The following is a 14,868-nucleotide window of genomic DNA, read 5'->3' on the forward strand; positions in this document are numbered from 1 at the left end:
TCTTCGGCACGAAAAACGTGGGACTCTACTCTTTGGTACAGGGGATGACCTTCGACTGCTGAATGGATCTCTTGGACTTGGTCGTCAGTGAGGTCATCGAACGTGGCTTCCAGAAAGGTCCGGGTTTCGTTACGCGTGTAGAGGTTGAGATGGATTTCCTCGACATCGGTATCCTGAGAGATCGAGATTTGGCCTGCGGTGACCATCGTGTTCAGATAAGCTGGTTCCATGCAAAGGCGAACAATCTAAGCCACTGATCAGCAGTTTCTGCGTAGGCGTTGCTAAAGCAGTTTGAGATGGATGAAGTTCGACGTTTTATCTCACGAAAGATACGTTCGACACTGTTCCGATTTCCATGTCGTTCGTATCTGAAATCGAGGCCATGTCGTTGACAGGCATAGTTCAGTGATTTATCTCCATCGACGAGAAACACCGCATCATAGATGTCATGTTTCTTGCGTAATTCCGTGAAGAATCCACTAGCGATAACCTTATTTCTAGTCGGTTCAAGCTTTGTATAGAGCGATTCTTTGACTCTGGATCGACAGCTGCGTACAGCCAATACTGTTCATCGCTGAGCCGGATCACCGTCTCGTCAACTGCGACGTGATCCGGAGTTCGACAGGAATTGGGCTGTAAATTTGCCTTGTGAACCTAGTTATGAACAGTCGACCGAGCCCGTTCAACACCGGATATATCGATAATTCGAACAGTATTCGAAAGCGAGAGTCCAGCAAGATGGAGCTGGATACTGAGCTTCATCAACAGCCGCGGTGTTGCCTCGCGCTCCACAAAATCCAAGTCAATCTGGCCGATACTAGAACTGAGGCGTGCGTTTTCGGGCATGGATCACTTTGAAAACGCTACGTCTCACTCCTTCAACCTTATCTGAACATCACCAAATTCACACAGCTAATTACATAACAGCGATGCGATCAGCGTGTAATCCGTTTCAGTGACTGCTATAGGTCCAACCCGAACAGTGAGTTGAGGGCGAGGAGCCCGAGTCCGACTCCCAGTAACGCGATGAGAACGGCGAACGAGATCGCCCAGCCGTAGCGGTCGGCGACCAGCCCGGTGACGACCGAACCCGTCGATGCGACGATCATGTACACCGTCCGGATGAAGCCGAATCCGACGCCGCGTTCGTCGCCGGAAAGATGATCCATGAACCGTGGCATTACAGCAGCGCCCCACCCCATACTCAGTCCGAGCAAGACGATGCTGAGCGCGATCAGAGCGAATCGGGTCGTCGCAACAAGTAGCCCAAGCGCAGCGATTCCCGAGAGCAGGCAGAGCGCCGTCGCGCTATCGCGTCCATATCGGTCAGAGAGCGACCCGACACCGATCTGCAGAACTCCCTGAACGAGAAAGTACGCGGCGAAAAGCGTTCCCGCAACCGTTGGCGAGTAGTCCTGGTACTGAATGAGAAACGTTGGCAAGAACGACGCGATTCCTTGCCACGTGAAGTCACAGATGATGGCTACGAGGACAGTGAACGAAATCGTCGGTCTCGAGAGGATCTCGAGCAGCGGCACCAACTTCAATTTCTCACGGATCCGCTGGTTTGGATAGCGGGGTTCCGTCGGTCGAATATACCGGAAGAAGAGGACGAACACGGGTATCGAGATGACCGTCGTTAGACCGAGCGCGAGTCGCCAGCCATAGGTAGCGGCGATCCAGGTGACGACGACCGGCGTGACGAGTCCCGCGGCAGGTGCACCGCTATTGTGGATGCCGACCGCCGTTCCCAGATCGGTATACGTCCGCGTCAGCAGCGTCGTCGCGACACTGTAGTGGAGCCCAGCCGCCGCACCGAGTAACACGGTTCCGACGAAGAAGATCGCGAAGTGCGGTGCGACCACTAGACAGAGACCGAACACTCCCGTTCCACCCACGGAAACGAGGATGACGAGGCGCTCGCCGTACCGATCGGCAAGTAATCCGCTCGGAAACTGCGTCAGGGCGTACGCCAGCCACATACCCGTCAGAGCGGTCCCGACGACGGCGTTCGATACGCCGAGTTCGGCGGTTATGTCTGGAACGACGGGGCTGATCGCGAGCCGGCCCGCCATCGTCACGAAGAACGCGACCGTACACAGACTGAGAACGGTGTTTCGATAGGACCAGTTCATACGAAGCGAACGTCAGAGCTACCGTCGGTTTCGATGGCTCGTTGCAGGACTCGTCGCCGGATTCCGCCACCAGTTTCGAGGAAAGCGCGACCGTGACTGAAAACGCGGCCGCTTGTTGGAGATCTGAGAGACGAAGCACTTCGCATACTACCTAATACCGGACTCGGCGCACGCTTTCTGCGCTCATTGTGCGTTCCTGAACCGGTTCTGGTTGCGGAGATACTGCATAGTTGGATCTCTGCATGACCGCGCTATCTATTCGTAATCCGTATTGGACTCTCTCTTAGGTTACTATAAATATTCTGGATCTACGACACATTCGTCCCGATCCGCCCGGTACCGCTCTCATCCGGCCCGGCGACATCACCCGGTAGCGACTGGGGTGGTGGGTGTATCGACCGGTTCACGGAGTATGGGACCCCTGACGAACGGACCGTCTTGAGGCCGTCTGTCTCACTCGTGCCAGGGACAGTTGTCGATCGGATACGTTTCGTACACCGGACAGACGTCGCTGAACTGCCGCATGAATACGCTGATCAGGATTTCGTGTTCTCTGTACGTGCACGTGTTTCGGTCAGGGTATATGTGCGGACAGTCGAAGCACTCGTCATCGTGGGTCGGATCAGATTCGACCATACTTCCGGATTTCACACCCAGCGAGGAGATAGCTTTCGCGAACATGTTTTCCCGTCCCGAAACTCGAACGCTCACTCAAGTTCTCGGGATGTGCGCCCCGACGCATGCAGGTCGCGACGAAACGCGAACAGCCCAGACTTAGTAGTCCGCTGCACAGCGTTCTACCGCACGAGGGACACGGTGATTACGGTTTCGTGTCTGCTGCGGCGTACTCCGCTGCGTTCTCGGCCGCAATTATACCCGTTACGAGGCTCTGTCCGAGACCGCTCTGGTAGGTGCGGTTGCTCACGTTCCCCACGTCGACCCCCGCTGCGAATAGTCCGGGGATCGAATTTGAGTACATCTCGTCCGTTTCGAGTGGCGTGTATCCCGCATCGAAGTTCGCCGCCGAGTTACTTTGTCGAAGGACCCGCATATCCGAATCGACATCCAGGCCTCCCGTCGTAAACGTGATCGCGGGTTGGACTTCGACCGCGTAGAACGGCGGCGTCTCGATCGTGTACTGGTTGTCCGACCGCGGGGGATCTAATAGGTGCGCCTCGTCCTCTCGAATGGCCTCGTTGTACGATCGAATGGTCTCGACCGTTTGCCTCCCGTTGCCACCCCAGTCGGTAATCGTCTCCCCCAATTCGTCCAGGGTCGCACACTCCGCGACGCGTCCGTCCATCTCCCTAGCGAGTTCGACGTCTTCCCCAGCGTGACCGGCCAACGACGGACTGTCGTAGACGTCCTGGTCTAGAATGTAGTACGCGCGACCGCCCGCGTCTTTTATCGTGTCCTGCGGAAGCGCTTCTTCGATCTCGGAGTCTGTTTCGTCAGCGAAACGGTTTCCGTCGACGCCGAGCGCGAGCGCCATCGGACCGTAGTACTGTGCCGCCTCTCGGAAGTCACTCGCCGATATCGATGCAGGCGGTGCCGGGAGGTTGTGTCCGTAGAACTTACTCATCCCCTTCGTGGTCTTCGCACCGATGTCTACTGCCGCTTCGAGTCCATCCCCCGTGCTCCACGGGTTCGCTCGCAGCCAGAGGTTCTCGGTGTGTTCTGTGATGAACTGCTCGACCAGCCGCTCGTTGCCCTGGAACCCGCCGGTCGCCAGCACGACCGCTTCGGTTTCGATCTTGAGCGGTTCGTTGTCGGAGCCCATGGCGACAACGCTCTCGATCTTCCCATCACGAGTACGCAGTTCGCTCACCGGGGTACCGAGCCGGATCTCGCTCTCGTTATCCTCGACGATGTCGACCATTCGACTCGTGAACGCCTCCGGTTCAATCTTCTTGCCACTCCCGGGGATGTCGGAGGGGATGGGGTCAAGCTCCACGCCTAACTCCTCGAGCCACTCGTGTCCGTCCTCGATCGATTCGACGATGAGTTCCTGCAACACGGGATCGCCGTTCGGGATGTCCGCTCGAACTTCCTCGATCGAGTCGTACGCCCACACTTCTCCCCCTGAGAGATACATCGAACCGCCGGCTCTCGTTCCCTTCTCCAGCACGATCACGTCCGCGCCACATTGCTGTGCCCTCACTGCCGTGACCAGCCCAGCCATACCGGCACCGGCAATGACGATATCAGCTTCTGTGTCTCGTATGCTCACACACCTCAAATCGGATCCATGCGCAATAAGTTTTCCTCCACTCGGTCTCAGTTCCGCCGATAGAAATCGTGATCGCTGTGCGAGAAATAGCGCGAGCTCCCGTTCGAAGCGGGTTCAAGTGGCGGATCGGTTCCGAAACGTTATCGGGAACACGTTCGATCGAGACTGCTACGATTCTCACGCCGCTCGTCCGGTCGGCGGTTCGATGGGGCCGATACTCTCATCGGTGGTTCGGTGCCGAACTGTGGGCGAATCAAAGCGCACCGTCCGTCTATTGGTGACGCCGTACTACTGGACCGAATCCTCGGGACCGACGACATCCATCTCCTCGTATAACTCGTTATAACCGCTAATTTCGAAGAGGTACTCTCCGGCCTCGGCCCGCTCCCGGAGATCGCTTTCGGCGGTGAGTTTCTCCTTAGAATCTTCGAGCACACGTTCGGCGCTGTCCGCCGGCACCGCCGTCACACCCTCGTCGTCTCCCACCACGATGTCGCCCGGTTTGATGCTGACATCTCCGCAGGAGACGGTGACGTTGATCGATCCGGGGTCCTGTTTGAGCGGCCCCTGGGGATGAACGCCACGCGCGTAGACAGGGAATTCCATTTCTTCGATGTCCCGCCGATCTCGGATCGCGCCGTCAATGACGATTCCGGCGAGACCCTGTGCTTTACACGATGCACACATGAGTTCGCCGAGATGTCCTGTCTCGAGGTACCCGTTGGCATCGATGACGAGGACGTCTCCCGGTTTCGCCATTGTAATCGCTTTGTGAATGATGAGGTTATCTCCCGGAGCAGCTTTCACGGTCACTGCGCTTCCCGCCATTTCGGCGCCCTCGTAAATCGGTTTGATTCCGGAATCCATCGCAAAACCGACGTTACCAGTGACGTCCGACACGATAGAGCTCGGGATGCCCTCGAATTCCGAAACAATATCGCGATCTACCCGCTCCTCGAGCGGTTCTACCGTATGCATATAGGCAAAATCTGAACGGAAAGCCCTTAATCTATCGGTTCACCATCGACGAGCCACTCACGGACTGTATGGGAAGTATCGATCCCTTCGGAAGTCGTGAACGCAGTTCTTGTCGGACAATCGGACGAATCGCTGGCATCACACAGCCTGAAACGCGGCAGGTATAGTAGCCACTGAAAGCCCATGCATACCTATTGCACGACGGGTTGTGATCGGTATGTAATTCGTTTTCTACTATAGGATCACCGATTCCGTCGTGAACGTGACTTGGCTCTCGAGCTTCCGGAAGCTGGTCAAACGGGTTGGTGACGATTTCGACTGATCCCGTTATTCGGCTATCGCATTCGGGTTACTGATTTGGGGTATTAGCTTCTTCGTCAACGTTCGGCGGTCCCTCCCACTCCGACGCGTCGTCTTTCGGATCGTAGTCGATGACAGCCTTCGCGTGCTCGAGATCGAACCAGCGTGCCTTGTTGTTACTGACGGCGTAGAACACGTCGAACGTAACCGAGTCGTTTTCGAGGCAACACTCCAGCATGTGTGCGAAGTCGCGCTGTGAGGTCCAGCTCGCGTGCATTCGCTTGACCATCTCCTGATACTCGTCGCTTCCTCGTTCCCACGAGCCCGTCTGCGACTGGTCCCACACTTCGTCCTCCGATCCGAGTTCGTGCTCCCGGCTGCGATCGACTCCCCGTTCGGCGTCGCCGTAGGGGTGATCGTACTCCTTCGTTCGAACGCTGGAAATACGGAGGCCGAACGCCTGCGAGAGGGGCCCGTCGCGTCTGACGGCCGACCGGGCGATGTTCTCCGCGAATACTTTCGTGGCGCCGTAATAGCTGTCCGGTTTAGGGAGGTCCTTGTGATCGAGCCTGAGCGGATCGTACTCACTGGGGTAGTCCTCCTCGAAGAGTTCGGGCGAATGATCCTCTTCGTAGAGACCCATGACTCGCATCGACGAGGCGAAAATCAGCTTTTCGACGCCGGCGTCCTCCATCGCCTGGATCACGTTGTACGTGCCGACGATGTTCGGTTCGATTACTTCCTCGAACTCGGCACCGGCATCCGATTGAGCGGCCAGATGGATGACTGCATCTTGGCCGTCAAATGCCGGCCGAATCTCGTCGTAGTCCGCGATGTCCGCGACGACGGTTTCGTAATCGGGGTGGTCCTGCATATCGAGAAGGGTGAATTCATATTTATCCTTCTCGACGAGATGCTCTAAAATCGCTTCCCCTGCTTCACCATACGGTCCCGTAACGAGTACATTTTGCTTGCTCATCTTCGATCGAGAGTATACAGGACTAGTACTTAAAACATTCTGTCAGCTGGCCTGGTGCTGGCAAAAAGCTCCGGTATCATCGGAATCAAAATTACCCTGCTCATTTACACGCCCATGCCACTCGATTTCGAGTCGTTCACCCTGGCAGCAGCGACGGCGGACCTCGCCGAGGAACCGGACGCCCGCGAACACGCCGACGCGGTCGAATTTCGGATGGATCTTGCGGATTCTCCAGTCGCTGCATTCGAGGAGTACGACGGCGAACTTCCGCTCATCGCCACGAATCGTGCCGAGTGGGAGGGCGGCGAGGCGTCGAACGAAGGCCGTATCGACGCGTTGGAGACAGCAGTCGGTTATGACGCGGTCGAGGCAGTCGATATCGAACTCGCGTCGCTGAACGAAGGCGACGGCCGCGACCTCCTCAACGCGGCGGCCGATCACGACGTCTCCGTCATCGTCTCGACCCACGACTTTGAGGAGACCCCCTCGAAAGCGGAACTGGATCGGCTGCTCACGGAAGCGAGAGAATACGGCGACGTGGCCAAACTCGCCGTCACGGCCCACGACCCCGATGATACGCTCGCCCTCCTAGAGACGACTCGTCGACACGCAGCGCAGGGAGATCCGGTTGCCACCATGTCGATGGGGCCGGTCGGCGGTCACACCCGCGCAGTGGCCGTCGTGTACGGTTCGCGTATCGGATACGCACCGGTCGACCCAGAAAAGGCGACTGCACCTGGCCAGTATGATGTCGAGACGCTCCGACAGCTCGTCGAACAGCTCTCCTGATCGACGTTTCTCCCGATCGATCGGACGAAAGATCCGTCACGGACGGGAAACAGGCAAATAGGATCCCACTCGTCCTCACCGACATCTCTCGAACGCTCGACCGCCAAGCAGCGAATCCTTCGACACGGTGGCGGACAGTCCGAAAACGGACTGCGGACGCGTTGCTGTCGAACCGTAACGCTATCGGTGCCACTGAACGTCACTGCATACCTGATCGTACGGCCGCGTTTCGATTTATGTAACTCATTTTAGTGGCTACTATAACTCGCCGACGTGCACGTCGCGGGCGGATCCTTCTCGTTCGAGAAAGAGAATCGAATGCCACCGAGTGGTGCGATCGTCGACCTTCAGCTGAACTACACGTGGTCTCAGCCTCGTGCACTCGCGGTCGGTCACGAATGTGGATTGTTGAACGCAGCGGTGAGCGCTGTGAACCCGCTCAAGCGGGTCCACTCGCTCGGACGGTGGCTCCTTCGGCGCATCAGGGTGTCTCAACGGATGAACTGACCAGTCTCTCAGACCGTCTTACCTTCGGCGACGGAACCTCCGCAATCCTGGGCGAAAGAGACACTGACGCGTGACCGGACTGCGTCGCAGCGGCTATCGTCACTCACGTAGGGATAGGTTCAATATCGTTGAATCGAGGCATCACAAACATATGATTGTAAACGATGGTGACTATAATGGAGAATCAGAGAATCTACCCGCGAATCGGAGCGTTACCTCTGAACGTGTGGGATCTCGAGGTTGCCCTGGTGGGACAATCACCTAAGTACTGTCTTCAAGAATGTGGAATTCGTGTCTTACGTCCATATGGATGTAAAGATACTATCGTGAGTGGTCTCAGCGTGATCGATCAAACGGAAACAAGGGAAAGAACACCTTTTTTCGAATATGGTGATTTATCTGTCCTCGTATTGCTTGATTTTGAGCTCGATAATGTTCTTCTTGTCGGACAGTGCCGGCGCAAACTCCTCTTCAATACGTTCGGAATCGATACGGCTACGCGGGCCGCTAATACAGATCGCACCGATCGCTTCGTTTTCTCCCGACAGTATCGGGGACGCTACCGCACAGACGCCGGAGAAGTCTTCCCCGCGATTTATCGCGTAGCCTCGCTCCCGGACCACTTCGAGATCTTCTTCCAATGCATCACGCTCCGTGATCGTATTCGTCGTCAACTGTGGCATTCCGCGTTTTTCGATAGCTCGATCGATCTCCTCCGTGGAGAGATGGGCGAGAATCGCTTTTCCCATCGCGGTCGAATGGAGGTGGAGGTGCGAGCCGAGCGGCGATTTGTCGTCGATTGACTTGGAGCTCTCGGACTTATACAGTTGCACCAGATAGCCGTCCTCCATAGTCCCGATATTGGCGATCTCTCCCGTCTTCTCCTGGAGATCGTCGATCTCCGTCTTCGACACCTGGAAGAGCGTCATCTGATCCCGTAACTCTCCGCCAGTACGCAGGAATCGGAGGCCACACCGATACTCGTTATCTTCCTTGATCACGTAGCCGTTCTCCACGAGCGTAGAGAGGTGGATGTGAGCCGTGCTCATCGGCATTCCGAAATCAGTGGCGATCTCGGTGAGCGTGGCCGAATCCCCTTCTCGGAGATATTCGATTATATCGAACGCCTGATCGACGCTCTTTAGCCGCCGACCCTCGTCCACTTTCTCATCTCCCATGTATCATCCGTACTCGTAGGAGCTATTAAACACTTGGAATGATTTCGACTATTTTGAACCGAAAGTGAGATGCGTTCACACTTGAGGTCGGCGGGCATACACAGAAAACCGCTAAATCAGTACCGTTCGATGGGGCTACCGTTAGTTTTATTTGGCACGATTGACCATCTGTGCCCGTATGAGTCTGCAATCGGTCATCAACGATATCTACGCGATTCAGTTCGAACATGTCCGTACGTATGTCCTCGAGAACCAGCCGGAAGGGACGATCACCCTCATCGATACGGCGTTCGAGGAGAACGGTGAGGAACTCGTCGAGACAATCGAAAACGAGTTCGGCTCGATCGACCGCGTTATCATCACCCATGGAGACCACGGTCACCACGGCGGCCTAGACCACGTGATGGAGGCGTTCGATCCCGAACTTGTTGCCGCGGACAACGAGTCGAAGCTCCACGAGGCGATCGACTACGAACCGGATGTGCGCTTCGAAGACGACGACGTCTTGGACGGAAACATCCGTGTCATCCAGATCCCCGGTCACACCGATGCCACGTCCGCCCTGCTCCTCCAAGATCGAGACATCCTCATTTCAGGAGACGCCCTAGACGGCGCAGATCGAGCCGGGTTACCGGAGGGATATCTCCTTCCGCCACCGGCGTTGTTCAACGAGGATCACGAGGCCGCAGAGATCAACCTCTATGATCTACTCCAGTACGACTTCGACACCGTGCTCGTGTTCCACGGTTCCAACGTCTTCGAGAATCCGAAGCAGAAATTGGACGACTTCCTGGTCGAACGCGAGTGGGATCCGCGACCGTAACCCGCTGCACGAATATTCTCTCACCGGGATTCCAACTGATCTGTCCTTCAGACGGCCGTTATCCCGCTAGACCACAGCTTTCGTCACTATGGGCGCGACGTTCCTCGAGAACCAACTTTGTCACTACTGTTTTCATCTGGAATGAAGATAGGACTGATACCGTACTCTCGAACTCGCGGGGAGCGTTCCACGTGCCGGTATCGGTACTGTTATGGCCAATCCCGGTTGCCCTAACTGTAATGGAGACGCGATACGACTGGACAGCGATCATCTTCCTGTTCGTCGTGGCTGAAGCGATCACGATGCAGATGCGTGGCCCGCTTCTGACGAGCTTTCAGACGTCGTTCAGCCTCTCGGAAGGATAACTTGGACTGATCAGTCCGGCCGCGACGATCGGTTTCCTCCTCGCTATTCTGGCGGTCGGTTTCAAGACTGGACAGATGAACCTCAAGCGGTTACTGCTGATCGGTGCTATCGGCACGGCGGTGAGCACGTTCCTCGTGAGCCAAGCGTTCTCCTTTCCAATCTTGCTCGTATTACTGTTTTTCCAGGGCGCGACAGCTGGGATCTTTCGTGCAATTGATCGTCCTGTACTGAGCCACCTTTTTCCGGTTAACCGCGGAGAGGTATTCAACACGTATACTGCCGTTTGGGCCATCGGAGCGGCTTCCGAACCGATTTTCGTAAACGGGATGCTGTCGATCGGGGACTGGCGGATAGCCTATCTCGTCCTGGCAGTCGCGTTCATCGCACCGTTTGCGTTGTTGATTTCGATGGATCGACCGGACCAGTTAGATAACGAGGAACGCCTCTCGCTGACCTCGTTATGGGACGTGCTGAAGCGACCCGCGGTCTTCAGTATGGCTCTCGGCCTGATGGCATCTGGTGCGATAGAGGGCGTTATATTCACGTGGCTCCCGTACTACGCAACACGGCATTTTCCGACCGCGACGGCGAATCTTCTCCTCTCCGTGCACCTCGCTTCCTATATCCCCGGCCGCATGCTGTCCGGATACTTGGCCGGGAGAGTTCGGTATCTGTTGTTGCTATTCGTCCTTGTGGGCAGTACGATACCCGCCTACGCCGCCTTTCTTCTGACTACCGGACGAGTAATGGTGGCGAGCGTCGCCGTCGTAGGGTTTCTGATGGCGGGAGTGTTTCCGACACTGTTCGCCTTTGGCGTCGAATCCACGCCGGAATATAGCGGACCCGTAAACGCTATCGCGACGGCCGTGAATTTCGCAGGCATTTCGATCTCTCCCCCTCCTCGTGGGGATCCTCGCCAGTACTTTCGGAATCGAGATCGCCATGTCGCTTCCGCTCCTGTTGTTGGCGGTACTGCTCGTCGAGATTCTCGCTGTGACCCGTTCCAACGTCGCAAATCACACTTAAAGCGTCCCGGAATGATGACTGGTTGACCGAAGATCGCAGAGCCAATCCGCGCGGTTTCGCTCCATCTTTTATGCGGGTCGGCGAATAGCGAACCGACGCGACAGTAGACGGACGAAGTGATATTTGAGGATCACCTCTATGACAGTAGTAAAATACGCTTCGTCAGACTATGCGCAATAAACTATATATATAATAAACTCAAATAGGTGATTGGATATGCGAGACAATAGCAATGGTCCATCATCAAACAGTGGCATGAATAGACGTGATTTCGCGAAGGGGATCGGTGTAACGGGCGCCGTCGGACTTGCAGGCTGTATCGGTGATCTATCCGGGGATAACGGCGGCGAATGGCCGTCTCAACAGGTTGAAATCGTGTCACCGTGGGCCGCTGGAGGGAGTGCCGACCAAACTTCCAGAGCAATCGCCGACGCCGGTGAACGGCTCTCCGATGTCGCCTGGGTCGTTAGCAATCAGACCGGTGGATCCGGCTCCGTTGGGATGAACGCGGCCGCCAACGCCACTCCAAACGGACACACGATCGGCCTCGCAGCGGGCGAAATCTGCATGTTCCAGCACCTCGGAATCTCCGATCTCGGACCGGACTCGATCAAACCGATCATGCAGTACACCGTGACGCCGTCAACCGTTACCGTCCACGAGGACTCCGGGTGGGACACCCTTGAGGACTTCGTCTCGTACGCGGAGGACAACAGCGTCACGATGTCGAACTCCGGTACTGGAGGAACGTATCACATCGCGGGCGCCGGATTCGCGTTGGAAGCCGGAATTGATGGCAACGTCGAGCACGTTCCGTACGACGGCGGTGACCCGGCTATCACGGCAGTCGTAAACGGCGAAGCGGACGTGACCGCATCGGGCGCGCCCGAAGTCGCACCGCAGGTGAACGACGGACCACTCGAGTGTCTCGGTGTGATGGCCGATAGCGAGCACTCCGCACTCCCGGACGTCCCCACCCTCGCCGATGAGGGCTACGATCTACAGCTGGGGTCGTGGTTGGCCAACTTCGTTTCCACGGATGTCGACGACGAAACGTACGAGCAAATCGTCGAAACGTGGGAAGAGATCTACGAAGACGACGATTTCGTCAGTTTCATGGAGGACGGCGGCTACGAAATGAAGCAACGCACGGGCGACGAGTTGGATGAATTTATGAGCACCCAGTACGAGAAGTACGGAGAGATCATCTCGGAACTCGGTCTGGACGGATAACTTTCGGACCGAGGATGAGTACTTGTGTTCATCCTCTTCATACCAGTGAGAACCGACACGCTCGCCGGGGTTCCGGTTTTAAATGAGGATTTTAACCGACGGATTTACAACCCCGCATTCGGCATACGTATGTATGAAGTTTCCAGATGATAATAATGAAACTACGCAGCTGTGTTCAGTGCAGGTTGACCGTCGTCAGTAAGGGTCCGGAACGTAGCAACCACTCCAATACAAAAAATGAATATTAAGCAAAACCCAATCACGAAAAATCCGATCGCCGTCGGGTTCATACTCCTGTCCCTGTTCGTCATCAATACCGCACAGGGATTCCCCGATAGGGGACAAGTCGGAGCTGGATTTTTCCCCATCTTTCTCAGCGTCAGCATAATCGTATTCTCGATCGCCGTCATCATTCGAGACGAAGAGATGGAGCCAGGATTCGATATCGATCGGTCGGGGTTGAAGTCAGTTCTCTTGGTCTTTGGCCTCTTGGTCACGTATCTCGTCGCGCTCCCGGTACTCGGGTTCTTAGTCGCATCGATACTCTTTCTCTTCGCTATCTCGTACTACTCGGGTCTTACCTCGAAACCGCTCCTCATCCCGTTTGCAGTCGGTAGCCCGCTCGTTCTCTATTACATCTTCGACGTCATATTCCTCATTCGACTTCCGAAGGGCATTATTCCCATTTCGAACCTTCTCCCGAACATTCCACTGGTGATCTAAATGATTGATGCACTACTCACGGCGTTGCAGACCGTTTTGCAACCACTGCCGCTATTCTTGATTCTCGCCGGCATTCTCACCGGTATCATCATGGGATCGATTCCGGGAATGACGGCGACGATGACGATTGCCGTCCTCCTCTCATTTACGTTCGGGATGGATCCCGGGAATGGAATGATGTTACTGCTCGGGGTCTACGGCGGTGCAGTCTTCGCCGGATCGATTCCCGCGATTCTCATTCGAACGCCGGGGACGCCGGCAGCGGCGGCGACGATTTTCGATGGCTACCCGCTATCGCAGAAGGGCGAGGCTGGCCGAGCGATTCGGATCAGCGTCATTTCCTCGTTTATCGGCGGCATGATAAGCGTCTTCGCGTTGATTTTCCTCTCACCCGTGATCGCGGATTTCGCCCTAGAATTCAGATCGCCCGAATTTTTCGCCCTCGCACTGTTTGGACTGACGATAATTGCGAGCGTCAGCGGAAACTCGGTGGCCAAGGGGATGATCTCGGGACTGATGGGGATGCTCCTCGCGACCATCGGTCTCGACCCGATCACGGCACATCAGCGATTCACGTACGATATCCCGCAACTGTACCAAGGCGTCGAATTTATCGCTGTGATGATCGGCCTGTTCGGGATCGCCGAAGGACTCCATAGGTACTCCGAGGGAATCACGACTAACCGGCAGGTTGAACAGGAGATAAACGGCTATCTGCCCTCTCTCAGCGATGTGAAATCGGTCCTCCCGATTTCGCTGGGAACGGGTGTCCTCGGGACGTTAGTCGGCTCCATCCCAGGCGCTGGCGGCGACATCGCTTCGTTCCTCACGTACAACGAAGCGAAACGATGGTTCGACTCCGATAAAAACCCGTTCGGTGAAGGGAACATTCTGGGCGTCGCCTCGGCCGAATCTGGGAACAATGCGAGTACCGGTGGTGCGCTAGTCCCGACGTTCACGCTCGGTATCCCCGGTGACACGGTGTCGGCCGTTCTCATCGGTGCGCTACTCATCCACAACATTCAGCCCGGTCCCGAGCTCTACACCGACCACATGGATCTGCTCTACACGATATTCGTCGGGTTCGGTGTGATCTACGTTCTCATCCTTATACTCGGTCTGGCTGGCGTCCACTACTGGGTTCGGATTATTAGCATTCCGTCTCACTATCTGTGGCCGGGGATCCTAGTACTCTGTGTCATCGGATCGATCGCCCTGCGATCCGCAGTGTTCGACGCATGGGTGATGCTCATCGCCGGTATCGTCGGCTTTCTACTCCGCCAGCGGGCATATCCGCTGGCTCCGATGGTGCTCGGCCTCATTCTCGGTCCGATCGCCGAGACGAACTTCCGACGATCTCTGACGATCTCGGATGGGTCGTATATGATCTTCCTCGAGAGCCACATCGCGCTCTTCTTCTTGATGCTCTGTGCGCTCGCTCTGGCGAGACCAGCGTACCAGAGTATGAGCGGGTTCACCGACTCGTCCTGATCGTTCCCACTCGTCGGCCTGGTTATTGATTCGCGATTGTAACGGTGTACCGATAATCTACTCGTTCCACTCGGCTGCCGGCACTGATTTGGTCGATCCGCGAAGGGAGC

Annotated in this window: 14 protein-coding genes and 1 pseudogene; 8 read left to right on the top strand and 7 right to left on the bottom strand. The window is 56.2% G+C overall.

Annotation, left to right across the window (positions count from 1 at the left end):
* Positions 1–62 precede the first annotated feature (62 nt).
* Complete coding sequence (locus FEJ81_RS23545; RefSeq protein ID WP_175416526.1) at positions 63–257, top strand: hypothetical protein; 195 nt, start codon at positions 63–65, stop codon at positions 255–257.
* On the opposite strand, the pseudogene FEJ81_RS22065 reads toward FEJ81_RS23545, so the two are convergent.
* From FEJ81_RS22065 to FEJ81_RS22090, 6 genes and pseudogenes are all read right to left on the bottom strand, one after another.
* Positions 212–846, bottom strand: a pseudogene (locus FEJ81_RS22065) (IS6 family transposase). The gene FEJ81_RS23545 and the pseudogene FEJ81_RS22065 sit on opposite strands and share 46 nt — an antisense overlap.
* 116 nt (positions 847–962) lie before the next feature.
* Entirely contained in the window at positions 963–2,135 is a 1,173-nt protein-coding gene (locus tag FEJ81_RS22070) for an MFS transporter (RefSeq protein ID WP_138247351.1), read from the bottom strand.
* Between the two features lie 453 nt (positions 2,136–2,588).
* Positions 2,589–2,771 (bottom strand): hypothetical protein, encoded by a 183-nt coding sequence (locus FEJ81_RS22075; protein WP_138247352.1) that lies wholly within the window; start codon positions 2,769–2,771, stop codon positions 2,589–2,591.
* A gap of 184 nt (positions 2,772–2,955) precedes the next feature.
* On the bottom strand, positions 2,956–4,365 hold the full coding sequence (locus FEJ81_RS22080) for an FAD-dependent oxidoreductase (protein ID WP_138247353.1): 1,410 nt from the start codon (positions 4,363–4,365) through the stop codon (positions 2,956–2,958).
* A 288-nt stretch (positions 4,366–4,653) separates the two neighbouring features.
* On the bottom strand, positions 4,654–5,343 hold the full coding sequence (locus tag FEJ81_RS22085) for a 4-carboxy-4-hydroxy-2-oxoadipate aldolase/oxaloacetate decarboxylase (protein ID WP_138247354.1): 690 nt from the start codon (positions 5,341–5,343) through the stop codon (positions 4,654–4,656).
* Positions 5,344–5,692: 349 nt separating this feature from the next.
* Positions 5,693–6,622, bottom strand: a complete 930-nt coding sequence (locus tag FEJ81_RS22090) for an NAD-dependent epimerase/dehydratase family protein (protein ID WP_138247355.1) — start codon at positions 6,620–6,622, stop codon at positions 5,693–5,695.
* Between the two features lie 114 nt (positions 6,623–6,736).
* On the opposite strand from FEJ81_RS22090, the gene FEJ81_RS22095 reads away from it, so the two are divergent.
* Positions 6,737–7,411 carry a type I 3-dehydroquinate dehydratase gene (locus FEJ81_RS22095; protein WP_138247356.1) on the top strand — a complete coding sequence of 225 codons (675 nt, stop codon included), beginning with the start codon at positions 6,737–6,739 and terminating at the stop codon, positions 7,409–7,411.
* 902 nt (positions 7,412–8,313) lie between these two features.
* Here FEJ81_RS22095 and FEJ81_RS22100 read toward each other — a convergent pair.
* Complete coding sequence (locus FEJ81_RS22100) at positions 8,314–9,096, bottom strand: IclR family transcriptional regulator (RefSeq protein WP_138247357.1); 783 nt, start codon at positions 9,094–9,096, stop codon at positions 8,314–8,316.
* Between the two features lie 178 nt (positions 9,097–9,274).
* Here FEJ81_RS22100 and FEJ81_RS22105 point away from each other — a divergent pair, with 178 nt between their 5' ends.
* From FEJ81_RS22105 to FEJ81_RS22125, 6 genes are all read left to right on the top strand, one after another.
* A complete protein-coding gene (locus FEJ81_RS22105) occupies positions 9,275–9,919 on the top strand; it encodes an MBL fold metallo-hydrolase (protein ID WP_138247358.1) in 645 nt (214 codons plus the stop codon).
* A 239-nt stretch (positions 9,920–10,158) separates the two neighbouring features.
* A complete protein-coding gene (locus FEJ81_RS24305) occupies positions 10,159–10,284 on the top strand; it encodes a hypothetical protein (RefSeq protein WP_267877954.1) in 126 nt (41 codons plus the stop codon).
* Between the two features lie 48 nt (positions 10,285–10,332).
* Positions 10,333–11,337: an MFS transporter gene (locus tag FEJ81_RS22110; RefSeq protein ID WP_324618345.1), complete on the top strand. Its 1,005-nt coding sequence runs from the start codon at positions 10,333–10,335 to the stop codon at positions 11,335–11,337.
* Between the two features lie 475 nt (positions 11,338–11,812).
* On the top strand, positions 11,813–12,544 hold the full coding sequence (locus FEJ81_RS22115) for a Bug family tripartite tricarboxylate transporter substrate binding protein (RefSeq protein ID WP_229504832.1): 732 nt from the start codon (positions 11,813–11,815) through the stop codon (positions 12,542–12,544).
* 237 nt (positions 12,545–12,781) lie between these two features.
* Complete coding sequence (locus FEJ81_RS22120; protein WP_138247361.1) at positions 12,782–13,267, top strand: tripartite tricarboxylate transporter TctB family protein; 486 nt, start codon at positions 12,782–12,784, stop codon at positions 13,265–13,267.
* The gene (locus tag FEJ81_RS22125; protein ID WP_138247362.1) at positions 13,268–14,758 is read left to right on the top strand and encodes a tripartite tricarboxylate transporter permease; all 1,491 of its coding nucleotides are present in this window, start codon (positions 13,268–13,270) and stop codon (positions 14,756–14,758) included. It begins immediately after the preceding gene.
* The last annotated feature ends 110 nt before the right edge of the window (positions 14,759–14,868 follow it).

Source organism: Natrinema versiforme (assembly GCF_005576615.1).
Lineage (GTDB): Archaea > Halobacteriota > Halobacteria > Halobacteriales > Natrialbaceae > Natrinema > Natrinema versiforme_A.